This is a genomic window from Bacteroides sp. Marseille-P3684, from assembly GCF_900291465.1.
GTDB lineage: Bacteria > Bacteroidota > Bacteroidia > Bacteroidales > Bacteroidaceae > Phocaeicola_A.
The window spans coordinates 515106-540047 of sequence record NZ_LT985808.1; the positions used below are offsets into that span (position 1 = coordinate 515106).

A 24942-nucleotide genomic window follows, 5' to 3' on the forward strand; every position below is an offset into this window, starting at 1 on the left:
GCTATGAACGAATTATTCAGTGTAAAAGACAAGGTCGTAGCAATCACCGGCGGTACCGGCGTGCTCGGCAAGGAAATCGGCAGCTACCTGGCAACCCAAGGAGCCAAAGTGGTCATCATGGGACGCAAGGCGGAAGTGGGCGAAGCCATCGTGGCAGACATCAAAGCCAAAGGCGGTGAAGCCATGTTCCTGAAGACCGACGTCATGGACGTCAAGGTCGTGGAGCAGAACCTCGCCGACATCCTGGCTGCCTACGGACGTGTAGACGCCCTGCTGAATGCGGCAGGAGGCAACATGCCCGGAGCCACCATCGCCCCCACGGGCACCTTCTTCGACCTCAAGCCCGAGGAGTTCGAGCGCGTGCTCAACCTGAACCTCGTCGGCACGGTCATCCCGACCCAGGTGTTCCTCAAACCGATGGTAGAGCAGAAGCAAGGCTCCATCGTCAACTTCTCGTCGATGGCGGCATTCCGTCCGATGACCCGCGTATGCGGCTATGCGGCAGCGAAGGCCGGCATCTCCAACTTCACCCAGTTCATGGCGAACGAAGTCGCCACCAAGTTCGGCGAGGGCATCCGCGTGAACGCCATCGCTCCGGGATTCTTCCTCACCGAGCAGAACCGCGCCCTGCTCACCAACCCTGACGGCAGCTACACCCAGCGCGGACTGGATGTCATCCGCCAGACTCCGTTCAAGCGCTTCGGACGCCCCGAGGAGCTGGACGGCACCATCCAGTATCTCATCAGCGACGCATCGAAGTTCGTCACCGGCACCGTGGCTGTGGTCGACGGAGGCTTCAACACGTTCGCCATGTAATGACAACCGACAGACAACCCCCTAACTAAACGGAAAGAACAATGATACTCTGTGAACAAACCTGGCGCTGGTACGGACCCAACGACCCCGTCAGCCTGCAAGACATACGACAGACCGGAGCCACCGGCATCGTGAACGCACTCCACCACATCCCCAACGGAGAGGTGTGGACGGTGGAAGAAATCATGAAACGCAAGGAGATGATCGAAGCTGCCGGACTGAAGTGGAGCGTGGTCGAGAGCGTCCCCGTCCATGAACACATCAAGACGCAGACGGGCGACTTCATGCGCTACATCGAGAACTACAAGGAGAGCCTGCGCAACCTCGCCAAGTGCGGCATCTACATCGTGACCTACAACTTCATGCCCGTGCTCGACTGGACCCGCACGGACCTCGCCTACGAGATGAAGGACGGCTCACGCGGACTGCGCTTCGAGCGTGCCGCCTTCGTGGCATTCGACCTCTTCATCCTCAAGCGCCCGGGCGCCGAGAAGGACTACACACCCGAGGAAATCGAGAAGGCAAAGGCACGCTTCGCCGGCATGAGCGACGAGGACAAACACCGCCTGACGCGCAACATGATTGCCGGCTTGCCCGGCTCGGAGGAAAGCTTCACCGTCGAACAGTTCCAAGAGGCGCTCGACCGCTACAAGGACATCGACGCCGAAAAGCTGCGCAGCAACCTTATCTTCTTCCTCAAGCAGATATGCCCCGTTGCCGACGAGGTTGGCGTGAAGCTCGTCATCCACCCCGACGATCCGCCCCAGCCCATCCTGGGACTGCCGCGCATCCTCAGCACCGAGGAGGACTTCTGCAAGCTCGTCGAGGCAGTACCCAACCCGTCGAACGGACTCTGCCTGTGCACCGGCTCGTTCGGCGTCTCTGCCAAGAACGACCTTGCCGGCATGATGGAACGCCTGGGCGACCGCATCAACTTCGTCCACCTGCGGAGCACGCAGCGTGACGCCGAAGGCAACTTCTTCGAGGCGAACCACCTGGAGGGCGACGTGGACATGTATCACGTCATGAAGAACTTCCTCAAGCTCCAGCAACGCCGCGGCGTGTCTATCCCCATGCGCCCCGACCACGGACATCAGATGATAGACGACCTCCACAAGACGACCAACCCGGGCTATTCCTGCCTGGGACGCATGCGCGGACTGGCCGAGCTGCGTGGTCTGGAAATGGGCATCGCCAAGAGCATGGAGGAGAACTGACCTCTGCCGGCGAACGACCGTCAATGAGCTCCTGACAAGAGACCGCACCCTGTCCGCGGGACAGCACCCGGTCTGACAAACGAAGGCACGGAACGAACCCCGAAAGGAATCGTCCCGTGCCTTTGTCTTATGTCGCGGTGGTCAATGGTTCAGGTTCAGTTGCCCATAGCCCCGACCGCCTCGCGGATGGGAGTGCCGATGCATCCGCTGGGCATCTGGATATGCAGCAGGGCGGAGACGGTGGCGGCAATGTCCGTCAGGTGAACCTCGCGGACGGTCTCGCCCGGACGGATGCCCCAACCCATGAAGAGGATGGGCACGTGGGTATCATACGGACACCACACGCCGTGAGTCGTCCCCCGTCCGTGACGGCTCTCACCATCGTACCAGCCGGGGTTGAGCACCACCTGGATGTCACCGCTGCGCTTGGCATTGTAACCGTTGATGACACGGCTGAGCACAGGGGCGGGCAGGGGAGCGGAGCCTGCCTTCTCAAGGTCGACGGCATACATGACACCCTCACAGCCTGTCAGGTAGCGCACGAGGGCCTGCTTCACACGGGCGAAGGCGTCCGCGTCAGGGAACTTATCGCGACGGAGGAACACCTGGTAGTTCATCACCGCCTGCACGGCATCCTGCACGCCGAAGTCCGCAGCCACCAGCGAGTCGAGCGCAGCCTTCACGCCGCCCGTGTCCCAACTGCCGGAATGGATGCCACGGTCCGCCAGGAACGTCACGTTGTGGGCGGCAGCATGGTCGGCAGTGAGGAAGACCGTGTAGTTTCCTGCCCCCACCTTCTCGTCGAGCAGGGTGAGGAAGGCGGCAACGTCGCGGTCGAGGCGCAGGTACGTGTCCTCGGTCTCCACGGCATTCACGCCGAAGCGGTGACCCACATAGTCGGTCGATGACAGGCTGACGGCAAGCAGGTCGGTGATGCTGTCCTGCCCGAGCGCCTCGTGCTCAAGGGCCTCGCCTGCCATCTGCAGCGTCAGGGTGTTGCCGTAGGGTGTCTCACGGACGATGCCGTAGCCGTCAGCCTCCAGCAGCTGCGAGGTCGCAATGGGGAACACCGGCTTGCCGCCCTTCACGAAGGGGTCCTCATAGGGCGTGTCGTCCGCCGTGCTCTGCGTGTAGGTGTCTGACGGAAGGAGTGTGTGCCAGTCCTGCTCCAGCAGGCGGCGGGCGGGGTCGGTGTCATTGAACGCCTTCACCCACGCCGGCAGCTCGTCGCGGTAATAGGAGCTGGTAATCCAGCGTCCCGTCGTGCTGTCGAACCAGTAGGCGGCGTCCGCGGTATGTCCGCCGGGGAGAATCGCCGCCCGGTCCTTGAGCGAGATGCTGATGACTTTTGCGCGGAAGTTCGTCGCCAGGTGCAGCTCGTCGCCCAGCGTGGTGACAAGCAGGTTGCGGGGCGACATCTTCCCGGCCGCATTGTCGCTGCCCACGCCGTGCACGGTGGCATCGTCGGTGCAGTAGGTCTTCCGCCCCGTGGAACGGAAGATGAAGTCGTTGCCTGCTATGCCGTGGATGGAGGGGACGGAGCCTGTATAGATGCACGTGTGCCCGATGGCTGTCACGGTGGGGACATAGTTCAGGTGGGCGTTCTCACAGCTGAACCCGTCGTTCAGCAGACGCTTGAAGCCGCCGTCGCCGTAGCGGTCGGCATAACGGTACAGATAGTCCCAGCGCATCTGGTCGACCACGATGCCGACGACCAGCCGGGGACGTTCCACTTGCGCCGGTTCTGCCGCACCTGCCGGACAAAGGTTCAGGGCGAAGGCGGCGCACATTGTCAAAAGAGCTTTCTTCATCATTATATAATAGGTATGGTTGGTTTCGGGTGTCGCCTCCCGCGGGGACGGGCAGCCGTGCCGTCCGCTACACACCCCGTCGGTTGACACTGCAAAAGAAGGGGGTCGGAATGACATACCTGTTACAACGGTGTAAAATCACTGTGGCAAGGCGGCGACAAGGGGGACGGACTTCATTTTGTCACCCCTCAGTAACACGCATGAAACAGGAAAGCTGCTATCTTTGCCAGTGAGAAACAAAACCGAAGGACCCATACATCCAAACACTCCAAATGCCTATGAAAAAGATACTGATGGCAGCCTTGCTGGCTGCGGGCTCATGGACAGCCTTGTCTGCCCAGACCCAAGTGATTGCACACCGCGGATACTGGGACTGTGACGGCTCGGCACAGAACTCCATCGCGGCACTCGTGAAAGCTGCCGAGGCAGGTGCCTACGGCTCGGAGTTCGATGTCTCAATCACTGCGGACGGCGTCCCCGTGGTCAACCACGACGACGACATCCAGGGACACGTCATTGAGACAACGGACTATGCCACCATCAAGGACCTGAAACTGCCCAACGGGGAGACGCTTCCCACCCTGGAGCAATACCTCGCCAAAGGTAAGGAGACGCCGGGCATCCGCCTGGTCCTCGAAATCAAGCCCCACAAGCTGGAGGCGAACGAGAACCGTGCCGTGGAGGCCATCGTGGCGCTCGTCCGGAAACACGGGCTGGAGGAGCGGACGGACTACATCTCCTTCAGCATGAACATCTGCAAGCAGCTGGTGAAGCAGGCTCCCGGCGCACCGGTCTACTACCTGAACGGCGACGTCACCCCCGCCGAACTGAAACGGTTGGGCATGGCAGGCTTCGACTATCACTACAAGGTGCTCCGGAAGAATCCCGGATGGATAGACGAGGCGCACCGCTTGGGCATGAAGACCAACTCATGGACGGTGGACGACACCGAGGTGATGCAGTGGCTCATTGACCGTCGCATAGACTTCATCACGACCGACAAGCCCGTCGAGCTGAAACGGCTGCTGGAGAAGAAGTGAACTCTTTCTTTCCATATTGACCTACGAACTGGGGATTATTGATTGTTTTTAAAGCTTGTGCCACGCCGGAGTCTGCCGCTTGCTGAAAGCCGCAGTGCTCCGAGCGTGGATTTTTTTTTACCATCCGATTTGTACCCGCGGGTTCCCTGCTTCGTACGGACGCGTCGCCACGGTGGTACGGACGCGTCCGTACGACGGTGCGGACACGTCGCTACGAGCGTACGGACAGGCTCGTACGAAGCTCTTCATAAATGATTGATAATCAAGGGGTGTTTTTAGAGAGAAAAAGGGACGAGGCGGAAGAGGGATATGTTGTTTGTTTTTACTATCTAAAACCTAAGAGTACATGCAATCTCCGAACAGTTTCTACGCATATTCACAAAGGATAACACTCAAAGATGCATTCCTGATTTCGAGTCATATCTACCAGTCTCTGCCAAATACGTTCCCAATCATACTTTCCTTCCAGCATCACAACAGTCTCATCAAAATCAATGTCCTCGAAATAGGTTAAGGCTTTGAAAGGTCTGAGGACATTGGCTTGAGGAAATTTATGACGGTAGCATTGGAGCATTTCATAGAAGGAATAGCGGGTAGACAGACAAGCAATATCAATGAAATCCTTCAACCGCGAACCATTATCCGTAATGGCAGAAAGCTTCATGGCTATGATATCCTTTAACCCATAAAGCCTGATTCCCTCTTCTACATAAGGTGGCTCCAGCAACGGGTACGCATGCGTAATACAATCGATCTTGACACCGTCAATCGTACCCTTCAATGTATGCTTGAATGCGTAATCCGTCCGCAGGCCATAAGTTTCCTCCAGCCGTTCTCTCAACACATTCACATCGAAAGCTTCCGGTGTGAACAAATCCAAGTCTACGGAGCGCCGGTGTCCCATATAGAGAGCCAGCGCAGTTCCTCCTGCCAGATTAAACGCTGACAGGACCTCCTCCTGCTCCAGCCGTTTCAAGAGCTCAAGCGTTGTTCCCGCAACAGTTTCCGTGTGTAGCATGACAGTTCCTCCTTTTTCAAATCAAACGCGATACAGACAAAGTTCATGTCCCGGGACGAGAGGTGGGGCAGTTCCTTAACAATCTGGCGAAAGCCCTCTATGCCGCCGTAAAGGTCGAAAGCAGCGAAATAGTCACTGAGCCAACCTCGCTCCACCACTCTCTGCACGACAATCTTGCGCGACTTCCACCAATCGAAGCATGAAAGGTCATAGTCCCACAGCAGGGAAGGGGAGAGCGTACACATTGCACGGGAGTCCTTATAATCATCAAAGATAGTCATGAGCAAATGGTTTAGAAGTTCTTACAACAAAAGTAGGTCTTTTTGTCAGAACAGGCAAGCCGGACCCTGCAAAAAGAAACAGGGCGGCGTCTTTTGCCTCGCAGACTCATTTTCCGGGAGCGAAGAAAGACGCATTGCAAAAGTAATCGTACCTTTGCAAGTGAATGAACCATTTAACAAGGAGGACTGAAGATGAACATTGAAGAATTGAACAACTACCGTCTGACCAGTATGGAAGAACCTACCGACGAAATGTTGGCCCTCATTATGAAAGAGGTATCTGAAGAGGCTGCACGCGAGAATCATGCAGCAAAAGAACGGTACTTCCAACGTATGAAAAGACATTCAGCTGAGCGCAAACGCGTCTGGAAAGAACGGATTGAAAGGACGGCGCATCATGGATAACACCAGTCATCGCCCTGTGCTAATTGTGATAGCCGGTCCCAACGGCTCCGGGAAAACCTCGGTCACCTCAAAAATCCTTCGCCATGAATGGATGGAAGACGCCATGTATATCAATCCGGACATCGTGGCTCAAGAAATGTTCGGAGATTGGAACTCTCGTGATGCAATCATAAAAGCAGTTAAGTTTTGTGAGGAGAAACGGGAGACATGTTTGCGGGACAGGCACAGCCTCATCTTTGAGACAGTATTATCCACTGATGAGAAAGTAGATTATATCTTGCGCGCACATGAAGCCGGTTTCTTCATACGCTTCTTCTTCGTGTGCACCGAAAGTCCCATTATCAATGCTTCACGCATCGCACATAGAGTAATGAAGGGTGGACATGATGTTCCCATTCCGAAAATAATTTCACGGTATGACAAGTCTATTGTCAATGGAGGAATTGTATGCAGCTTTGTCGACAGGGCATATATTTACGATAACTCTGTCGATAACGCCGAGGCACGCTTACTATTTCGCTTGACCAGCGGAGCTTTAGCTAAACAATACTCCAAGGACATTCCAGATTGGGCACAAATCATGTATCCAACCAACGATTCTCTATCCGATGTTCCTCTTTAACCTCTAACTCTCTATATCTGTTTATAGCTTTTTATGGAAGAAAACTTCGACATACGCAGCCAACAGTACAACAACCGTGAGCGCGAGTTTGAGAACGCGCTCCGCCCGTTGCAGTTCAGCGACTTCAGCGGGCAGGACAAGGTCGTGGACAATCTGCAGGTGTTTGTCAAGGCGGCACGCCTGCGCGGAGAGCCGCTCGACCACACGCTGCTGCACGGACCTCCCGGACTGGGGAAAACTACCCTGAGCAACATCATCGCCAACGAACTGGGCGTGGGCTTCAAGGTGACCTCGGGACCGGTGCTCGACAAACCCGGCGACCTGGCGGGTCTGCTCACCTCCCTGGAACCGAACGACGTGCTCTTCATCGACGAGATACACCGGCTCTCGCCCGTCGTCGAGGAATATCTCTACTCGGCCATGGAAGACTACCGCATCGACATCATGATCGACAAGGGCCCGTCGGCACGGAGCATCCAGCTCGACCTCAACCCCTTCACCCTCGTGGGTGCCACCACGCGCAGCGGACTGCTCACCGCCCCCCTGCGTGCCCGCTTCGGCATCAACCTTCACCTGGAATATTACGACGACGACATCATCAGCCGCATCATCCTGCGGTCGGCACACATCCTGGACGTGCCCTGTGACACCGACGCCGCCGGGGAAATCGCCTCGCGCAGCCGGGGTACGCCGCGTATCGCCAACGCCCTGCTGCGCCGCGTCCGCGACTTCGCCCAGGTGAAAGGCTCCGGACGCATCGACGTGGACATTGCCCGCTTTGCGCTGGAGGCTCTCAACATCGACCGCTACGGGCTCGACGAGATAGACAACAAGATACTCGGGACCATCATCGACAAGTTCGGCGGCGGACCCGTCGGGCTGTCGACCATCGCCACCGCCCTGGGCGAAGACCCCGGCACGCTGGAGGAGGTCTACGAACCGTTCCTCATCAAAGAGGGCTTCATCAAGCGGACGCCACGCGGACGCGAAGTGACCGAGCTTGCCTACAAGCACCTGGGCCGCAACCGCTTCTCTGCCGGCAGGACGCTGTTCGACTAACCGGACCACCGTGGGGCCGTGAGGCAGGCGGACGTCCGTGCCTGCCGTTCCCTCCTCCGCCACGCGCCGTCCTTCACTGAAAGACATTATGGAACTGAAATCACTGGCCAAGGATACGGCCATCTACGGACTGAGCAGCATCGTGGGGCGTTTTCTCAACTACCTGCTCGTCCCCCTGTACACGAATGTCATCCCAGCCTCGACGGGAGGCTATGGCATCGTCTCGAACGTCTACGCCTTCACGGCGCTGATGCTCGTTTTCCTCACCTTCGGCATGGAGACCGGGTTCTTCCGCTTCGCCAACCGGCAGGACGAAGACCCGCGGCGCGTCTATGCCAACGCACTGCTCTTTGTCGGCGGACTGTCACTGCTCTTCGTCATCGTCTGCCTCGCCGGTCTGGGACCGCTCTCCGACGCGCTGGAGTATGCCGACCACCCCGAGTTCGTGGGCATGATGGTCGTGGTCGTGGCGCTCGACTCGTTCCAGTGCATCCCCTTCGCCTACCTGCGCTACAAGAAGCGGCCCATAAAGTTCGCCGCCATCAAGCTCTTCTCCATCGTGGGCAACATCGCGCTCAACCTCTTCTTCCTGGTGCTCTGTCCGTGGCTCATGCGGACGGCCCCCGGGACGGTCGACTGGTTCTATGACCCGGACTACGTGGTGGGCTACATCTTCCTGAGCAACCTCATCTGTTCCGCCGTCCAGATGTTCTTCTTCATCCCCGAGCTGCGCGGCTTCAGCTACCGTGTCGACCGCGCCCTCATGCGCCGCATGGTGTCCTACTCCTTCCCGCTGCTCATCCTCGGACTGGTCGGCGTGCTCAACATGACCGTGGACAAGATGATTTATCCCTTCCTCTACGACGACCGTCAGGAGGGCATGAAGCAGCTGGGCATCTACAGTGCCACGAGCAAGGTCGCCATGGTCATGGCGATGTTCACCCAGGCGTTCCGCTATGCCTACGAACCGTTCGTCTTCGGCAAGAGCAACGACAGCGACAGCCGCGAGACGTATGCCAAGGCGATGAAGTACTTCTTCATCTTCGCCCTGCTCGCCTTCCTCGCCGTGATGGGCTACATGGACATCCTGCGCTACCTCGTCGCCCGCGACTACTGGGAAGGGCTTTCAGTGGTCGCCATCGTCATGGGCGCCGAGATTCTCAAGGGCATCTACATGAACCTCTCGTTCTGGTACAAGCTGACCGACGAGACGCGCTGGGGTGCCTACTTCTCGCTCATCGGCTGCGCGGTCATCGTGGGGCTGAACGTGTGGCTCGTGCCGCGCTACGGCTACCTCGCCTCCGCCTGGGCATCGGTGGCAGGCTACGGCGTCATCACCCTGCTGTCCTACTTCATCGGCCAGCGGAAGTACCCCATCCGCTACGACGTGCGTGGCATGGCTGTCTACCTGCTGCTGGCAGCGGTGCTCTACGCCGCCTCGACATTTATCGGGCACCTGGGGCTTCCTTTTGCCCTCCGCCTCTTGCTTAATACGTTGCTATTGCTGATATTTGCAGCCTACATCCTGAAGAAGGACCTCCCGGCACGGCAACTGCCGTTCATCGGCCGCTTCTTCCGACGGACGTAAGGGAGTCTTCCCACTCCCGCACAAGGCTGGCGGAGCGCAGAGTTTTTTAATTATTTTTCTCTGCGCCTCCGCTTCCCTGTGTCCGGGCAGGCTTTATTCACAATCCATAATCCATAAACCCAATGACAATGAAAAAGACAATGACCAAGCTGCTCGCGGGCATCCTCTGCTCGCTGATGTTCGCCCCCTGTGCGTATGCCGACGAAGGCATGTGGGTGCTGAGCATGCTCAGCAAGCGCTCGCAGAAGCAGATGAAGGCACTGGGCCTGAAGCTCAATGCCAAACAGCTCTACAACCCCGACGGCCCGTCGTTCAAGGACGCCATCGTCAGCTTCGGCGGCTTCTGCTCGGGCGTGGTGGTTTCACCCGACGGACTGGTGTTCACCAACCATCACTGCGGCTACGGCTCCATCCAGGAGCACAGTGCGCCTGACCACGACTACCTGAAGAACGGCTTTGTGGCGCGCACGTACAAGGAGGAGCTTCCCAACCCCGACCTGCACGTGAGCTTCCTCATCCGCACCGAGGACGTGACGCAGCGCGTGAAGGCTCTGCTCACCGACGACATGGGGCTGAGACGCCGTCAGCATGTGGTCGACTCCGTGAGCCGCGCCATCGAGAAGGAGGCTGTCGCCGGCAACAAGCTGTTGCGTGCCGAGGTGGCATCCTACTACCAGGGCAATGAGTTCTACCTCTCCATCTATAAGGACTACAAGGACGTGCGGCTCGTCTATGCACCGCCCTCGTCCCTGGGCAAGCTGGGCGGCGATACCGACAACTGGATGTGGCCGCGCCACACGTGCGACTTCTCCGTCTTCCGCATCTATGCCGGTCCCGACAACGAACCCGCCGAATACTCCCCCGAGAACAAGCCCTACCAGGCATCCGCCTATGCCCCCGTGTCGCTCAAAGGCTATGAGGAAGGCGACTTCTGCATGACCATGGGCTATCCCGGCTCGACCGAACGGTACCTGTCCTCCTTCGGCGTGGACGAGCGCATGAAGACCTCGAACGCAGCCATGATACAGATCCGTGGCATCAAGCAGGACATCTGGACCTCCTACATGGAGCAGGACGACGCCACCCGCATCAAGTATGCGTCGAAGTTCGCCTCCAGCTCCAACTACTGGAAGAACAGCATCGGCATGAACCAGAGTATCGCCGACCTCGGAGTCATCGGGCAGAAGCAGGCGCTGGAGAACCGTCTCCGCACCTGGATTGCCCAGCACCCCGACATGCAGAAGAAGTACGGCACGATGCTCCCGGCACTGGAGCAGGCATACAAGTCGCGCTTCAATGCCTCACACGCACGCAGCTTCTTCTACGAGAGCCTGCTGGGCTCTGCCGAGCTGCCGCGCTTCGTAATCAACTTCCTCCAGCTGCGCGTGAACGACATGACGCCGGAGATGAAGGAGCAGACCCTGAAAACCTATGAAGGCAAGTATGCCGACATGGACCTGAACATCGACAAGGAGGTCTTCGCGACCATGCTCAAGACGTATGCCGAGGTAGTGCCTGCCGAGAAGTACCATCCGTCGCTCTACCAGACCGTGGCACAGGAGTTCGGCGGCGACTTCAAGGCGTACGTGGACAGCCTCTACGCACACACCGCCTTCACCACCCTCGACGGACTGAAACGCTTCCTCGCCAATGACACGACGTTCAACCTGCGTCAGGACCCCATGACGCAAGTTGCCGTCTCGCTCATCCAGGCCTACAACGGCATAGCCGACGAGTCGGGCAAGGACGACGAGGTCGTGGCACTCAACGAGAGCAAGCTCTGCGACGCGCTGCGCGAGATGGAGATTGACCGCGACTTCTACCCCGACGCCAACTCCACCCTGCGCATGAGCTACGGCGTGGTGAAGAGCTATGACCCGCTCGACGCCGTGCACTACAACTACTACACCACCACGCAGGGCATCCTCGAAAAGGCAAAGAAGGGCGCACAGAACAGCGACTACTACATCCAGCCGGAAGTCCTCAAGCTCTTCAACGGCAACTACGGCCGCTATGGTAACAAGCAGGGAGACATGAACACCTGCTTCCTCTCGACCAATGACATCACCGGTGGAAACTCCGGCAGCGGAATGTTCAACGGCAAGGGAGAGCTCATCGGCCTCGCCTTCGACGGCAACTGGGAAGCCATGAGCGGGGACATCGTCTTCTCGCCGAAGCTCCAGCGCTGCATCGGCGTGGACATCCGCTACGTGCTCTACGTAATCGAGAACTACGGTCACGCCGACCGCCTCATCAATGAACTGAAGCTGAAGTGACGGCTTCACGCTGACACGCCTACCTAGAAGTAGGTATTTTGCAAGGTGCGGCATGCTTTTCAGACGAGAGCATGCCGCACCTTTGTTGTCTGTGCCTTACCTTTGGCGCGTCAACCGGCGAAACGGCTAGTACCACGGCAAACGACGTTTCACCAATAAACCTTGATATGAAATCTATTCTGAACCTATCCCTCCTGTGCCTGCTCGTGCTGGCACCGGCAGTGCCACAGCGTGTGGCAGCTGACACGGTCGTGACCGCAGAACGGAACACCGACGCCAATGTCTACGGACACGTGATTGACAAGAAGACGGGCGAGCACTTGCCCTACATCCGCGTGACGGTGAAGGGAACCACCCTCGCCACAATGACCGACGCCACCGGACACTACTTCCTCAAGAACCTCCCCGTGGGACGCATCACCCTCGAAGTGGGAGCCATCGGCTACCGGACACAGCAGCGCGAGGTAACCACCTCCGCCGGGTACACACGCGAACTGAACTTCGAGCTGGAGGAGTCTGACGTCGCACTCGACGAAGTGGTCGTCTCCGCCAACCGCAGCGAGACACGCCGACGCGAAGCACCCAACCTCGTGAGTGTCCTCAGCTCCAAGCTCTTTGAGACCACCCAGTCCGCCTGCCTCGTGCAGGGGCTGAACTTCCAGCCGGGCGTACGTACGGAGAACGACTGCCAGAACTGCGGCTTCTCGCAGGTGCGCATCAACGGACTGGACGGACACTACTCGCAGATACTCATCGACTCGCGTCCGGTGTTCTCCTCGCTCAACGGCGTCTACGGACTGGAGCAGATTCCCGCCAACATGATTGAGCGCGTCGAGGTGGTGCGCGGCGGCGGTTCGGCACTCTTCGGCGCCTCTGCCATCGGAGGGACCATCAACATCATCACCAAGGAACCCGTGCGCAACTGGGCGGAGGCAGGACACACCTTCACTGCCATCGGGGGCGGGGATGCCTTCGACAACACGACCACGGCGAACGTCTCCCTCCTGACCGACGATGCACGGGCGGGCTTCATGGCATACGGACAGAACCGCTACCGTCAGGGCTACGACGCCAACGGCGACGGCTACACCGAGCTACCGGTGCTCCGCTCGCAGACCTTGGGACTGAACAGCTTCCTGCGCGTCAGTCCGTCCTCGAAGTTCACGCTGCAATACCACGGCATCAGTGACTTCCGCCGCGGAGGAAACGCCTTCGACCTGCCGCCCCACGAGGCGAACGTCGCCGAGCAGGCAGAGCACAACATCCACGGAGGCGGACTGGCGTACGACTTCCTCGCACCCGACGGACAGGACCGCGTGAACGCCTACTTCTCCTTCCAGGCAACGACCCGCAAGAGCTACTACGGCGGCATCGGCGAGGGCACACCCGACGACATCGAGACGGCTGCCAAGGCGTACGGCACGACACACAACCTGAACTACATCCTCGGCACGCAGTACGTCCACTCCTTCCCCCGTCTGCTCTTTATGCCCGCCGACCTGACGCTGGGCGCGGAATACAACACCGACAGGCTGACCGACGTCATCAAGGGCTATGACCACCGGCTGGAGCAGAAGGCACACATCGGCAGCTTCTTCTTCCAGAACGAGTGGAAGACCCCTCAGTGGAGCCTCCTCCTGGGCGGACGGCTCGACAAGCACAATTTCATCGACCGTCTCATCTTCAGCCCCCGCGTCAACGTGCGCTTCAACCCGACGGATGACGTCAACCTGCGACTGAGCTACTCGGGCGGCTTCCGTGCCCCACAGACGTTCGACGAGGACCTCCACGTGGGCATGGTGGGTGGCAGCCGGCTCGTGACGGTACTTGCCGACGGGCTGCGCGAGGAGCGTTCCAACAGCTTCAGCCTCTCTGCCGACCTCTACCACCGCTTCGGCGACGCCATCCAGGCAAACCTGCTCGTCGAGGGCTTCTACACCAAGCTGTCCCACGTGTTCGCCCTGCGTCAGCTGGAAGAGAAGGACGCCAACGGAAACAGCGTGCAGGAGCGCTACAACGCCTACGGGGCAAAGGTCTACGGCATCAACCTCGAAGGCAAGGTGGCGTTCGACCGGCTGCTGCAGGTACAGGCAGGACTGACGTTGCAACGGAGCCTCTACGACGAGGCCATCGCCTGGAACGAGGACGTCCCCGAACAGCTGTACCGCCGCATGATGCGCACACCCGACACCTACGGCTACTTCACCGCCACGCTGACGCCGCTCAGCCGCCTCTCGGTCTCGCTGACGGGCAACTACACGGGCAGCATGCTCGTGGGGCACAATGCAGGCTCGGGCACGGAGACACCCGTAGCGGTCGACACACGCAGCTTCTTCACCCTGGGCACGAAGGTGAGCTATGACTTCCCCGTCGGCTCGCACCTCACCCTCCAGGTGAATGCCGGTGTGCAGAACCTCACCGACGCCTTCCAGAAAGACCTCGACACGGGCTGGAACCGCGACTCTGCCTACATCTACGGTCCGTCAACGCCCCGCAGCTTCTTCGTCGGTGCAAAGATTGTCTACTGACGGACGCCTTCTCCCGGCAACTGAAAACAATGAAAAAAAGCGACTCTTTCCATCGGCGTGATGGAGGAGTCGCTTTTTCCGCTTGTATTAATGATTAGATTGTGTATGTGTTGCCCAAGGGGCACGGCAAAGATACGCCGTTTTCTGAAAAGAACAAACAATCGTGTCCGAATAATTCATTGTGTGAAGGCTACGGTGCTATTCCAGTATCGCCACCGTGATGTCATCGAGGAAGATGCGGTTCTTGCCTTGTCCCACCCCGTGCAGGTCGAACGAAACGCCCGCCATGAAGCGTATTTGGGTCTCGTCCGTGACTCCTTCGATGGTGAAGGAGCGTTCGGCAATGTCGGGGCTCCAGACGTCGTACCCCTCACCATACTCATTCTTGCTCGAGTTCGGATAGTTGTCGATGATGAACGGGTTGTCTGCCTTCACCGTACCCGGACCGATGACCGAGACGTAAAGCTCGTTGTCATCGCGCGTTCCGCCTTGCGAGACATACCCGCACGCCTTGAAGGTCACCTTCACGTTGACCGTACCGTCGACCTTCAGTTTCGGCGAGACGAGGTCACCCGCATAATTCGTCTTGCCCAGCTTGACGAAGCCCAGGCAACCATAGACCAGCGGCTCGTCCTTGCTGGCAGAGTTGGGTGTGGAGGTCCATCCGTGCGCCAGCTCATCGGCAGTCCAGGAGTCGATACGTACCTGCCCGTCGGTGTCGTAGGTGATTGCCGTGCCGTAGTTCAGCCAGCTGAAGTCCTCCTGCAGAAGGATGCTGCCCGAAGCCTGCACTACGCTGATGTCGACATTCGCCGACGGTTCGGCGTCGGACGTACAATGGAGGATGCCCGTGCGCTCCAGCCCGTTGTTCTGCGCCAGCGTCAGGCAGATGAGCCCCTGCGCCGATATGGAGTCAAAGCGCAGCCAGTCCTGTGCTGCCGCATCGACGCTGCAGGTCCACTCCACGTTCGCCTGTGAAGTGACGGTGACCGGTCCGCCTGCTGACGGGACACGCACCGTACCGCTGCCATCGCCGACGGTGATGGTGGGCACACTTGCCGCCTGGTTGACGCAGAGCAGGATGGGATACTCCTGTTCGCCCACCACGAGGGCAAACTCTGCCTGCCGTGCCTGGAAGCCGGAGTTGGCACTCACGATGAGGTTGAAGTGTCCGTCCTTGTCGCCCTCGTCAGGGAAGGCACGTACCCAGTCGGTACCTTCGGTGCGGCACACCACCTGCCAGGGACAGTTGGACCGTACGGTCACGGTATATTCGGTCTTCGACGCACCCGCCTCAAACGTGGTCTGTTCGTTCTCCAGGTGCAGGTAGGGGTTGTCGGGATAAGTCTCTTCGTCGTCGCACGCCGCAAAAGAGCAGGCGGCAACCACGTACAAGAGCCCTCCCAGGAAATAGTGTATCAGTGATTTCATGACTTTCTCTGTGTTTTATCGGTTTATGCTGTGTCTCATGCCGCTCAACGTCCGATGGCCTGCTTGCTCCACCACACGGGCGTCTTCATGTTGTTCGCGCCTCCCATGCGCTGCAGCGCCTCCTCCACATGGGCTGCATTGGTCGCCACGCTGGTAGCAGGATAGGCAAAGCGGGTAGGGAGGATATGGTCGTTGAAGGTTCCTTCACCGATGGTCAGCACCGGATAGCCCGTACGACGATACTCGTGATAGGCTTCCATGCCGGTCCAGAAGAGCGCGAGGTACTTCTGCTCACCGATGAGCTGTTCCTTGTTGGTGTGTCCCTCCCAGGAGGCAAGGTCGGATGCCAGGAAGGTTGCCACATCGTCCGCCGTGATGGTGACAGGCGTCAGCGAATAGGCTCCCAGCTCGTTCCACTTCTCCATCGAAGCGGTCACCGCCGCTTCGTAGTAGGTGCGTGCAGCCTGCTCGCCTCCGTCAATCCATCCCTTCAGGGCCGCCTCGGCAAGGATGAACTCCAGCTCGTCATAAGACAGGAAGAACGAAGGACAGAGTGCCCGGCAGAACACCTCGTAGTTCAGGCGCGAGGCTCCGCTGTCGGCATCGCTCTGCTGGGCATTGGTACAGCCCGAGATGGTTCCCTTCCACGTGTCGCGGCTCGGATGCTTCTTGCCCCAGATGGGCAGGCGCGGGTCCTGATAGAGCTGGATGCCGTTCTCACTGATGACGGTCATCTTGATGAACTGCTCGGTGAGCTTGCGTCCGCTGGCAGTAAACTCGTTCTCGGTCTCGTCCGTGAAGTAGTTCACATAGGGCTTGATGCCCGTATAGTCCACCCGGGCATTGTCGGCATTGGAAGCGAAGAGCGGGTATTTGTCCGGGTCGGCAAGGAGGGCACGCATCCGCTGTCCCACGTTCATCTCGCTACGTCCACCGACCCGGCAGAGCAGGCGCATGTAGAGGGTATTGTTGAACTTGCGCCAGGCTGTCATATCGCCGCCGTAGAGCCCGTCCAAGTTGCCGTCGAGCATCGTGGGCTGTGTGGCATAGAGTTCGTTCGCGGCTTCGAGGTCAGCGAACATCTGCTCGTAGACCTCCTGCTGTGAGTCGTATTTCGGTGTTTTCGTGCCTCCCTCCTCACGTCCCTGGAAGGCCTCGGAGTAAGGTATATCGCCGAACATGTCGGTCAGGTTCGACATGAAGAGTACCTTCAGCGTGAGCGCCATCGCCTGGATAGCCACGTCGCCGTCCTCCGCAGCAAGCGAAGCCATGTGGAGCGTGTTGTTGGCATAGCTGCTGTAGAAGTTCCAGACGCCCTTCCAGTCCTGGTCGGAGATGAAGTAGCGGTGCTCCTGACGGGTCGTTCCGCCCGTGAAGGCCGTGAACTGGATCAGCTCGTCGTTCCAGTACCACGTGTAGTATTGCCATTGCTTGGATGCGCCGTAGATAATCGGTTCGAGCATGCGGCTCGCCTCGATATCGCCCACGGTCATCTTGTTGGGGTTCGTATTGATATCTTCGAAGTTTGTCGTGCACGACGTGCCCAGAAGCGAAGCCGCCAGCAGGCAGCCGGTCACGAATGTATGGAGTCGTTTCATTGTCATCTGTGCTTTGAGGTTAGAATGCGAGTTTCACGTTGAGACCATAAGTGCGCGTCATGGGGAACGACATCGCCTCGATGCCCTTGTAGATGTCGCTTCCGTTGAGCATACCCACTTCGGGGTCATACTGCGGGAAGCTGGTCAGGCAGAAGACATTGGTGGCATACACGCCCACGTTGGCACGCTGGATGACCTTGGTCTTCTTGAGGAAGGAGGCGGGCACCTGGTAGTCGAGGCGCACCTCCTTGAGCTTGAGGAAGGAGGTACTGAAGGTGTTCGTCTCGGTGTTGTCGCGGTTCCAGATGTACTTGTTGTAGTAGGTCTGTATGTCCTCGGTGATGGTGTTGTTCTTCTGATAGGCCACCGAGCCGTCCTCCTGGACGATGGCGTTCACACCCGGATGCACGAGCCCGTCGGCACGTCCTTCGAGCGAGTTGGTCAGCTTGCCCTGGTAGGCCAGGGAGAAGTTCGTCACCGAGAAGGCATGTCCGCCATACTGTCCGCTGAACGTTGCGCTCAGGGTGAAGTCCTTGTAACGGAAGCGTTGCGTCATGCCGGCACGCCAGTCGGGGTTGACCTTGCCGATGCGCCGCGTGGGGTTGTCGTCAAGCATCGGGTAACCGGTCTTCTCGTCGACAAGCACCATGCCCGAACAGTCGACGCGGTTGCCGTTCTCGTCGGTATAGAACGAGCCTTCGGGAGCACGCTGGAAGCCGCGTCCGTAGATGATGTGCATCTCTTCGCCCACGTAGGAATAGACATACGTACGTCCGCCGATGGTCGTACCCATGTCGGTCTGGAGCGGTGTGGAGGGGTCCCAGTCATCTTGCAGGCTGACGAGCTTGTTGTAGTTGCGCGACCAGTTGAGGCCGAACGACCACGTGAAGTCTTTCGTCTTTACCGGGACAAAGTTGGCACTGATCTCGATGCCCTTGTTCTGTATCTCGCCGGCGTTAATCTTCATGCCCGTAGCACCCGTAATCTGGTCCAGTGCCACGGAGACGATCTGGTCGGTCGTGCTCGACTTGTAGAAGGCCACGTCGAAGGTGACGCGCTTCTTGAAGAGACTCATCTCGAGGCCGGTCTCCCAGCTCTCGACGTTCTCGGGCTTGATGAGCGGGTCGGGGATGGTGCCCGGCAGGGTATAGCCGCCCGAATAGTCGGTGGTGGAATAGTACTGGTCGAGCGAGTAGGGACTGGTGTCATTACCCACGTTCGCCCACGACAGACGCAGCTTCATGAAGTCCACCACAGGCAGGTGGTCGCGGAAGTTGAACACGTTGCTCAGCAGGACACTTCCCGATACCGACGGATAGAAGTAGGAGCAGTTGCTGCGCGCCAGCGTGCTCGACCAGTCGTTGCGCCCGGTGATGTCCAGGTAGTAGGTATCGTCCCAGCTGAGCGACGCCATGCCGTAGAGGCTGTTGATGGCCTTCTCGGAACGGTACGTATAGATTTCCGGCTTCGTGTCCGAGGGGACGTTGCTCAGGTTGTACACGCCCTCCACATCGAGTTCTTCGAGGGTGATGCGGTTGTTGTAGTACTTGCTGTACATCCGGTTGCCGCCGAAAGCGACGGAGTAGCCGAAGCGCTTGTCGAAGGCGTCGCCCGTGTAGCGGAGCAGGAAGTCGATGTTCGACTCATAGCTGCGCAGGTCCTGTTCGCGGTAGAAGCCGTCCTTCCACTCGGAGTACTTCGGACGGCGCTGCGTGCGGAACTCATCCGAGAAGTCCACACCGCCGCGCAGGTTGAGCGTCAGACCGGGCAGCAGGTTGGCGGTGATGCCCAGGTTACCGAAGAAGCGGTTCTTGTCCATCCCGTTGAGCGCCTCGTAGAGCGTGCGGTAGGGGTTCCACGAACCGTCGCCCGAGGGATAGACCAGGCTGTTGCCGTTCGTACCCTCGGCATTCTCCCAGTTGGCGCGGGTGTAGCGGCCCTGGAAATACTCGTCGCGCCACTGCGACATGCTGTTGTTGTTGTAGCCCCACACGAGCTGGTACATGGGCGAACTGGAGCTGTATCCGCTCACAGGGAGGTTGTCGCTCGTCTTGTGGTAGTAGTTCGCCTTGGCATTGATGGTAAGGTACTTGTTCAACTCGGAAGTGAACGAGAGGGCGAAGCTCTGCTGTTCGTACCCCGTGTTGGGCAGGATCCAGTCGTTGCGCCGGTCGGTGATGGAGAGGCGGGCGCTCGTCCCCTTGCCGTTGCTGCCGTCGATGCTCACGGAGTTGTCAAAGGTCAGACCGGTCTCAAAGAGTCCGGTGTACCAGTCGTCCTGGTAGACCCACGGTGTCGGCGTGAAGGTGCCGGTGTCCCAGTTCTTGGAGTTATACTGATAGCGCAGCTTGTTCGCATCGAACTTCTCGCCGAAAGCGTAGCGCGAGATGTGACGGTTGACGGCAACTCCGTCGGCAGTCATGTCGGCAGGGAGTGTCCAGAAGCAGAAGGGCTGCAGACCGAGGTCCGAACCGGAACCGTACTCCTTCTGGAACTCGGGGAAATAGCCTGCCTGCTCCCACACGACGGAGGAGCTGAAGGTCACCCCGATGCCTTTGTCCGTACGTCCCTTCTTCGTGGTGATGATGATGGCGCCGTTGGCAGCGCGCGAACCGTAGAGGGCGGTTGCCGCCGGACCCTTCAGGACGCTCACCGACTCGATGTCCTCGGGATTGATGTCGCTGGCACCGTTACCGAAGTCCACGGGGGCGTCAGCCTGTGCATAGTTGCTCACCGCCTTCGTCTGCGTCGTACCCGAATTGACGGGGATGCCGTCCACCACGAAGAGGGCTTCGTTCGACCCGTAGTTGAGCGACTGGTCGCCACGCAGGGTCACGCGCAGCGAGCTTCCCGGTCCGGCTCCTGCACTAGCCATGGTCAGGCCTGCCACCTTGCCGTCGAGGGCATTGAGCCAGTTGTTCGACAGGTTGCTGGTCACCTCGTCCTCACCGAGTTTGGACACGGCGTAGCCCAGTGACTTCTGTTCACGGGTGATGCCGAGTGCGGTGACTACCGTCTCGTTGAGCATCACCGACGATTCCTGCAACACCACGCGCAGGTTGCCTCGTGCGTCGGCCTTCACCTCCTGGGGGACGAATCCCATGTAGGAGACCTCCAGCACCACATCTTTCCCGTCAACACGCAGGCGGAAGTGCCCGTCGAGGTCGGACACCGTGCCCACATTGCTCCCCTTCACCTTGACTGTCGCACCGATGAGAGGGGTCACGCCGTCGGCTTCGAAGATGCTGCCCGTCAGTTCCCTTTCCTGGGCAGACAGCTGGAACGCCAGCAGGGAGGTTGCGAAGAGCAGTCCTGCCCGGCGGAAGTTGCATTTTGCTTGTTTCATAGTCTGAGTGTATGTGTTCGTTCGTTTGTACCCTTACTTCATGTCCGTGCTCAGGGCTTTCGGACGTATCATCTGCTCGGTGTAGATGCAGCCGAAGCGGTCGGTCACACGGATGTCGAGCGTGGAGGTGGCGGACGATGCCGTCACCTCGAACATGTGGCCCGTGGCGTCAGTCTCAAAGGACGACGTCGGTGTGGCACCCTTGTCCAGACGCAGTGCCTCGTAGGAGATGAGGTGCAGCGGGTCCTTGACGGAGACGCGGGTCACGGCGAGCGGGACACCGTTCTCGCTCACCTCCACCTTCCAGGCGGGGTCGTAGCCCCAGACGTTGATGAGCACCTTGTTGTCCGTACGGGCGGTAGCGTAGCTGCCGGTATAGCGTGCCAGGTCTTCCTCCGACGCGCCGGGCGCATACTTCGCCGCGGTGATGTGGCACTCGTTGAGGTCATACGTGCGGAACTGGTAGTCGCGTCCTTCACCCGTCCCCTTGTAGTACCACTGACTGTCGGTCCCGTTCTGGTCCCACACGGCATAGCCGGCGGGGGAACCGTCCTTGCAGATGTAGTTGTCGGCATAGCCTTCCTTGCCGGTCCACCACCACGTGCCGCAGACGGCAGCCACGTTGTGCTCCATCAGGTTGTCCTTCTCCACGGTGAAGTTGAGGTGGGTGTGACCCGTGAGCACCTCCACGCGGTCAAAGCGTGCCAGTAGGCTCTGGAGTGCACTGCCGTTGTCGAGCGAGAGCAGGTCCAGCTGACTGCCGCCCACGATGAGCGGATTGCGGTAGAGGTTGACGTGCATCGCCACGACGATGGGCGTGGACGGGTCGGTGATGTAGGAGAGGTCCTTGCGCAGCCACTCCATCTGCGGGTCGACGATGACCCCTTCGTAGTTGCGCTCCCCGACAACTCCTTCCGCACCGCCGGTATTGATGTAGCGCACGTTGTCCAGCAGGACGTAGTGCACGCGGCCGAGGTTGAACGAGTAGTAGGTGGGACAGACATCGTCCTTGAACGGCTGTTCGGCATCCCAGTCGTCTGCCTTGTAGGGGTCGTTGTCGTGGTTGCCCGGCAAGTGGAAGAGCGGACAGCCGATGCGGTCTGCCTGCGTGAGGCACTGTGCCAGGGCAAAGCTGTTGGAGTACCAGTAGAGGTCCCAGCTCAGGTCGCCCAGGTCGATGGCGTAAGCGGGTGTGCCGTCGGCAGTCTCTGCGGCAATGGTCGCGTTGATGTCGGTCACGAAGTCGTCATACTGCTTGAGGTCGTCGTTGCGGTTGGCAAGGTGGAAGTCCGTCACGACAAAGAGCTTGTGGTGGTCGTTGTCCACCCGACGGAGGGCAAAGTCCTGCTGTTCGGATACCCCGGCAGCTGCCGTCAGCCGCTTGAAGAACTGCGGCTCGTTGCCGTTGCGGCATTCCACCTCGTAGCCCGAGGGGAGGGAGATGAACACATAGCCGTTGCGCTTCTCCGACGGCAGGTAGTAGATGCCGTCGGCGTCGGTCGATGTCACCTCGAAGCCGTCGGACACCACCACGCCTGCCACGCCCTGTCCGTCGCATGCCACCACACCCTTCACGGTCATGCCTTCCCGGTCGGGAACAAGGATGGAAGCGGTGAGGTTGATGCTGAGGCTGCCCAGCTCCAGCCGCTGGTCATCACGCAGGAGGGCGAGGCGGTAGTCGCCCGAGACAAAGTCGTCGGGCAGGCTGACGGCAAAGCCGGTATCGGAAGTCTCGGCCACGCTGACGATGAACGTACGGTCGGCGGAAGCAAGCTCCAGCCGGTCTGTGGTGAGGATGCCGTTGCCACGCAGGAAGAGGAGTTCGTCCCGTCCGACACTGACGGAAGAGGGGAGGACAATCCCTTTCACAGGGATGGAACCGTTGAGGGGATTCATGGAGCCGGAGTCGTTGCCGCAGCCTGCCATGCCCGCACTCACGAGCAGCAGACACAGCCCGAGCCGTGTCCAGTCAAGAAGTCTTGTTCTCATCATACTATTCTTTAAAAGGTGTTAGAGTTTCCTGAAAGCATGCGCAAAAGTAGGGTGGGGGTGTGACGGGACGATGTCCGGACAGTTACATTTCGGGGACATTCGCGTTACAAACACGGAGCACTCAACAGGGTCCGCTTCCGTCTCCCGGCAGTCGGTTTTCCGCTACGAACGCGTCCGCCTGACCCACCCCTGCAGGAACGACAGATGCACCGATTCCTCCGTCCAAGGGACTGACTTCTCGCATAATTCCCATATCATAAACGCACGAAAGCCCCCGATGCCTCCTCCGCGTGGGAGGAGACGGGCAGGGGCGGAACAATCACCTAATCAATTTACCACTATGGGAATTACTGTTGAAAAACGGAAGCTGGCAGGCGGACGCGTGGCGCTCTACCTGAACTTCAGCTTCGGACACAAACGCTGGCGCGAGTCGCTCCACCTGACGCTGGAGGACCCCGTCGACACCGCCACACGCAAGCTCAACCGCGAGAAGATGAAGATGGCACTCGCCGTGCGCAGCCGCCGCGAACTGGAGCTCATCACCGAGCGCAGCGGCATCCGCACCACGAAGGGGAACGCGCACACCGACCTGCGCGACGTCTGTACCGCCTTCATCGCCCAGTACCGGCGCAAGGACATCAAGATGGTGCAGGCTGCCTGTGCACAGCTCGTCCGCTTCACCGCCAACCGTCCGCTCTACACCTGGCGCATCGACCGGACGTTCTGCCTGAAGTTCTACGACTACCTGCGCGAGCATCTCTCGGGGCACACACCGACGGGCTACTTCAACAAGTTCAAGCAGTGCCTGGACTTCGCCGTGGAGCAGCACTACATGGAGGTCAACCCCGCCGCACACGTCCGCCTCGTGCAGCAGAACGAGTTCACCAAGGCGGTGCTCACCCAGGACGAGATACGCCGCCTCGCCACCGTGCCCTGCCTGCACGCCGAGGTGAAGCGTGCCTTCCTCTTCGCCTGCATGACGGGGCTGCGCTGGTGTGACGTCGTGGCTCTGCGGACGGAGAGTGTCGACGAGGCAGGACGCATGCTCCACCTGGTGCAGCAGAAGGTGGAGGGACACTCCAGCAAGGCGGTCCTCCATCTGGCACTCAACGACTCCGCCCTGGCGCTGCTCCGTGCCCGCCGTCCTGCAACGGACGGACGTCTCTTTGTCCTCCCCTCGTACTCCTACGCGGGCAGGGTGCTCAAGCGGTGGATGCGCAGTGCGGGCATCGACAAGCACATCACCTTCCACTGTGCCCGCCACTCGTTCGTGACGAACCTGCTCCTCAACGGGGCGAACATCAAGACGGCGTCCGAACTGGCAGGGCACTCCACCATCCGCCACACGGAGAAGTACATCCACATCGCCGACGAACTCAAGCGGAAGGCGGTCGACAGCCTGCCTACACTGGAGCTTGACCCGGAGTGGGAGTAGCAGGTCCGGTCACCGGATGGTCACCTGCCCCGACGTTGCGGCAGTCCATCCTGCTCACCGGTAAAGGGTTCTCCGAAGGGGTGTGGTAGTGGGTACGAATACTACCTATCTGTCAAACGCCGTCAATCAAATCTTCGGATGTAACCTTAAATCACTCCTCAACTGGTACCGGGTGCAGTATGCCAAGCGGATGTTGACGTGTTACACGTACAAGCTCAAGGACATCCCCTTCATCTGCGGATTTTCGTCAAAGAGCACCTTCTACGTCGCCTTCCGCAAATATGAGGGTATCACGCCTTACCAGTATGTCCTGGAGCGTCGCCCCGACAGATTGGAGGAGTTGGAAGAAGTGTCCGACGGACGGACCTCGAAGAGCACAGCACAGCCGGGACTCCCATCCTCACAGTACGCTCACACCTGACTCTGACAATCCGGGCAACCGGCAATTCCCTCAGCCGGTAGCAACCACGAATAAGTAA

The 24942-nt window shown here is 59.3% G+C and carries 19 protein-coding genes; 11 read left to right on the plus strand and 8 right to left on the minus strand.

The annotated features are described in order from the left end of the window. The first annotated feature begins 3 nt into the window (after positions 1-3). Together C8275_RS02055 and uxuA are read left to right on the plus strand one after the other, a co-directional pair. Positions 4-816, plus strand: coding sequence for an SDR family oxidoreductase (locus C8275_RS02055; protein WP_022384957.1), 813 nt, complete (start codon positions 4-6; stop codon positions 814-816). Between the two features lie 41 nt (positions 817-857). Beyond that, a complete protein-coding gene (gene uxuA / locus C8275_RS02060; RefSeq protein ID WP_106483889.1) occupies positions 858-2033 on the plus strand; it encodes a mannonate dehydratase in 1176 nt (391 codons plus the stop codon). Positions 2034-2188: 155 nt separating this feature from the next. Here uxuA and pafA read toward each other — a convergent pair whose 3' ends face one another. Continuing rightward, positions 2189-3847, minus strand: coding sequence for an alkaline phosphatase PafA (pafA, locus tag C8275_RS02065; protein ID WP_106483890.1), 1659 nt, complete (start codon positions 3845-3847; stop codon positions 2189-2191). Positions 3848-4116: 269 nt separating this feature from the next. Here pafA and C8275_RS02070 point away from each other — a divergent pair, with 269 nt between their 5' ends. After that, positions 4117-4884 (plus strand): glycerophosphodiester phosphodiesterase family protein, encoded by a 768-nt coding sequence (locus tag C8275_RS02070; protein ID WP_106483891.1) that lies wholly within the window; start codon positions 4117-4119, stop codon positions 4882-4884. 117 nt (positions 4885-5001) lie between these two features. Here the strand turns inward: C8275_RS02070 and C8275_RS14910 are convergent, their stop codons facing one another. The 3 genes from C8275_RS14910 to C8275_RS02080 all read right to left on the minus strand — a co-directional run bounded on the left by C8275_RS14910 (position 5002) and on the right by C8275_RS02080 (position 6183). Continuing rightward, on the minus strand, positions 5002-5133 hold the full coding sequence (locus C8275_RS14910; RefSeq protein WP_255413972.1) for a hypothetical protein: 132 nt from the start codon (positions 5131-5133) through the stop codon (positions 5002-5004). Between the two features lie 127 nt (positions 5134-5260). Next, positions 5261-5902 carry a nucleotidyl transferase AbiEii/AbiGii toxin family protein gene (locus tag C8275_RS02075; protein WP_106483892.1) on the minus strand — a complete coding sequence of 214 codons (642 nt, stop codon included), beginning with the start codon at positions 5900-5902 and terminating at the stop codon, positions 5261-5263. Further along, positions 5857-6183, minus strand: a complete 327-nt coding sequence (locus C8275_RS02080; protein ID WP_106625695.1) for a hypothetical protein — start codon at positions 6181-6183, stop codon at positions 5857-5859. Before C8275_RS02080 ends, C8275_RS02075 begins: the two co-directional genes overlap by 46 nt. A gap of 192 nt (positions 6184-6375) precedes the next feature. On the opposite strand from C8275_RS02080, the gene C8275_RS02090 reads away from it, so the two are divergent. The 6 genes from C8275_RS02090 to C8275_RS02115 all read left to right on the plus strand — a co-directional run bounded on the left by C8275_RS02090 (position 6376) and on the right by C8275_RS02115 (position 14661). Beyond that, a complete protein-coding gene (locus tag C8275_RS02090) occupies positions 6376-6588 on the plus strand; it encodes a hypothetical protein (RefSeq protein WP_106483894.1) in 213 nt (70 codons plus the stop codon). Further along, positions 6581-7210 carry a zeta toxin family protein gene (locus C8275_RS02095; RefSeq protein WP_106483895.1) on the plus strand — a complete coding sequence of 210 codons (630 nt, stop codon included), beginning with the start codon at positions 6581-6583 and terminating at the stop codon, positions 7208-7210. Before C8275_RS02090 ends, C8275_RS02095 begins: the two co-directional genes overlap by 8 nt. A gap of 33 nt (positions 7211-7243) precedes the next feature. After that, a complete protein-coding gene (gene ruvB / locus C8275_RS02100) occupies positions 7244-8269 on the plus strand; it encodes a Holliday junction branch migration DNA helicase RuvB (RefSeq protein ID WP_022384961.1) in 1026 nt (341 codons plus the stop codon). An 85-nt stretch (positions 8270-8354) separates the two neighbouring features. Beyond that, positions 8355-9857, plus strand: coding sequence for a lipopolysaccharide biosynthesis protein (locus C8275_RS02105; RefSeq protein WP_106625696.1), 1503 nt, complete (start codon positions 8355-8357; stop codon positions 9855-9857). 140 nt (positions 9858-9997) lie between these two features. Beyond that, positions 9998-12133 (plus strand): S46 family peptidase, encoded by a 2136-nt coding sequence (locus tag C8275_RS02110; protein WP_106483896.1) that lies wholly within the window; start codon positions 9998-10000, stop codon positions 12131-12133. A 167-nt stretch (positions 12134-12300) separates the two neighbouring features. Next, positions 12301-14661, plus strand: coding sequence for a TonB-dependent receptor (locus C8275_RS02115; protein WP_106483897.1), 2361 nt, complete (start codon positions 12301-12303; stop codon positions 14659-14661). A gap of 198 nt (positions 14662-14859) precedes the next feature. On the opposite strand, the gene C8275_RS02120 is transcribed toward C8275_RS02115, so the two are convergent. From C8275_RS02120 to C8275_RS02135, 4 genes are read right to left on the minus strand one after another with little or no spacing between them, the layout of a single operon-like run. Next, complete coding sequence (locus C8275_RS02120) at positions 14860-16092, minus strand: BACON domain-containing protein (protein WP_106483898.1); 1233 nt, start codon at positions 16090-16092, stop codon at positions 14860-14862. A 44-nt stretch (positions 16093-16136) separates the two neighbouring features. Continuing rightward, entirely contained in the window at positions 16137-17690 is a 1554-nt protein-coding gene (locus C8275_RS02125) for a SusD/RagB family nutrient-binding outer membrane lipoprotein (RefSeq protein WP_157948130.1), read from the minus strand. Positions 17691-17709: 19 nt separating this feature from the next. Further along, positions 17710-21036: a SusC/RagA family TonB-linked outer membrane protein gene (locus C8275_RS02130; RefSeq protein ID WP_106483900.1), complete on the minus strand. Its 3327-nt coding sequence runs from the start codon at positions 21034-21036 to the stop codon at positions 17710-17712. Between the two features lie 33 nt (positions 21037-21069). Then, a complete protein-coding gene (locus tag C8275_RS02135; RefSeq protein ID WP_199881842.1) occupies positions 21070-23025 on the minus strand; it encodes a calcineurin-like phosphoesterase family protein in 1956 nt (651 codons plus the stop codon). 343 nt (positions 23026-23368) lie between these two features. Between C8275_RS02135 and C8275_RS02140 the strand changes: the two genes are divergently transcribed. Both C8275_RS02140 and C8275_RS02145 read left to right on the plus strand, forming a co-directional pair. Then, the gene (locus tag C8275_RS02140) at positions 23369-24463 is read left to right on the plus strand and encodes a site-specific integrase (protein ID WP_199881844.1); all 1095 of its coding nucleotides are present in this window, start codon (positions 23369-23371) and stop codon (positions 24461-24463) included. 88 nt (positions 24464-24551) lie between these two features. Next, positions 24552-24884 (plus strand): AraC family transcriptional regulator, encoded by a 333-nt coding sequence (locus C8275_RS02145; RefSeq protein WP_234395685.1) that lies wholly within the window; start codon positions 24552-24554, stop codon positions 24882-24884. The last annotated feature ends 58 nt before the right edge of the window (positions 24885-24942 follow it).

Excerpts from the sequence above, each read along its gene's own strand:
- C8275_RS02055 (WP_022384957.1), top strand. The coding sequence starts at position 4 with ATGAACGAATTATTCAGTGTAAAAGACAAGGTCGTAGCAATCACCGGC.
- uxuA (WP_106483889.1), top strand. The coding sequence starts at position 858 with ATGATACTCTGTGAACAAACCTGGCGCTGGTACGGACCCAACGACCCC.
- pafA (WP_106483890.1), bottom strand. The coding sequence starts at position 3,847 with ATGATGAAGAAAGCTCTTTTGACAATGTGCGCCGCCTTCGCCCTGAAC.
- C8275_RS02070 (WP_106483891.1), top strand. The coding sequence starts at position 4,117 with ATGCCTATGAAAAAGATACTGATGGCAGCCTTGCTGGCTGCGGGCTCA.
- C8275_RS14910 (WP_255413972.1), bottom strand. The coding sequence starts at position 5,133 with ATGAAGAGCTTCGTACGAGCCTGTCCGTACGCTCGTAGCGACGTGTCC.
- C8275_RS02075 (WP_106483892.1), bottom strand. The coding sequence starts at position 5,902 with ATGCTACACACGGAAACTGTTGCGGGAACAACGCTTGAGCTCTTGAAA.
- C8275_RS02080 (WP_106625695.1), bottom strand. The coding sequence starts at position 6,183 with ATGACTATCTTTGATGATTATAAGGACTCCCGTGCAATGTGTACGCTC.
- C8275_RS02090 (WP_106483894.1), top strand. The coding sequence starts at position 6,376 with ATGAACATTGAAGAATTGAACAACTACCGTCTGACCAGTATGGAAGAA.
- C8275_RS02095 (WP_106483895.1), top strand. The coding sequence starts at position 6,581 with ATGGATAACACCAGTCATCGCCCTGTGCTAATTGTGATAGCCGGTCCC.
- ruvB (WP_022384961.1), top strand. The coding sequence starts at position 7,244 with ATGGAAGAAAACTTCGACATACGCAGCCAACAGTACAACAACCGTGAG.
- C8275_RS02110 (WP_106483896.1), top strand. The coding sequence starts at position 9,998 with ATGACCAAGCTGCTCGCGGGCATCCTCTGCTCGCTGATGTTCGCCCCC.
- C8275_RS02115 (WP_106483897.1), top strand. The coding sequence starts at position 12,301 with ATGAAATCTATTCTGAACCTATCCCTCCTGTGCCTGCTCGTGCTGGCA.
- C8275_RS02120 (WP_106483898.1), bottom strand. The coding sequence starts at position 16,092 with ATGAAATCACTGATACACTATTTCCTGGGAGGGCTCTTGTACGTGGTT.
- C8275_RS02125 (WP_157948130.1), bottom strand. The coding sequence starts at position 17,690 with ATGAAACGACTCCATACATTCGTGACCGGCTGCCTGCTGGCGGCTTCG.
- C8275_RS02130 (WP_106483900.1), bottom strand. The coding sequence starts at position 21,036 with ATGAAACAAGCAAAATGCAACTTCCGCCGGGCAGGACTGCTCTTCGCA.
- C8275_RS02135 (WP_199881842.1), bottom strand. The coding sequence starts at position 23,025 with ATGAGAACAAGACTTCTTGACTGGACACGGCTCGGGCTGTGTCTGCTG.
- C8275_RS02140 (WP_199881844.1), top strand. The coding sequence starts at position 23,369 with ATGGGAATTACTGTTGAAAAACGGAAGCTGGCAGGCGGACGCGTGGCG.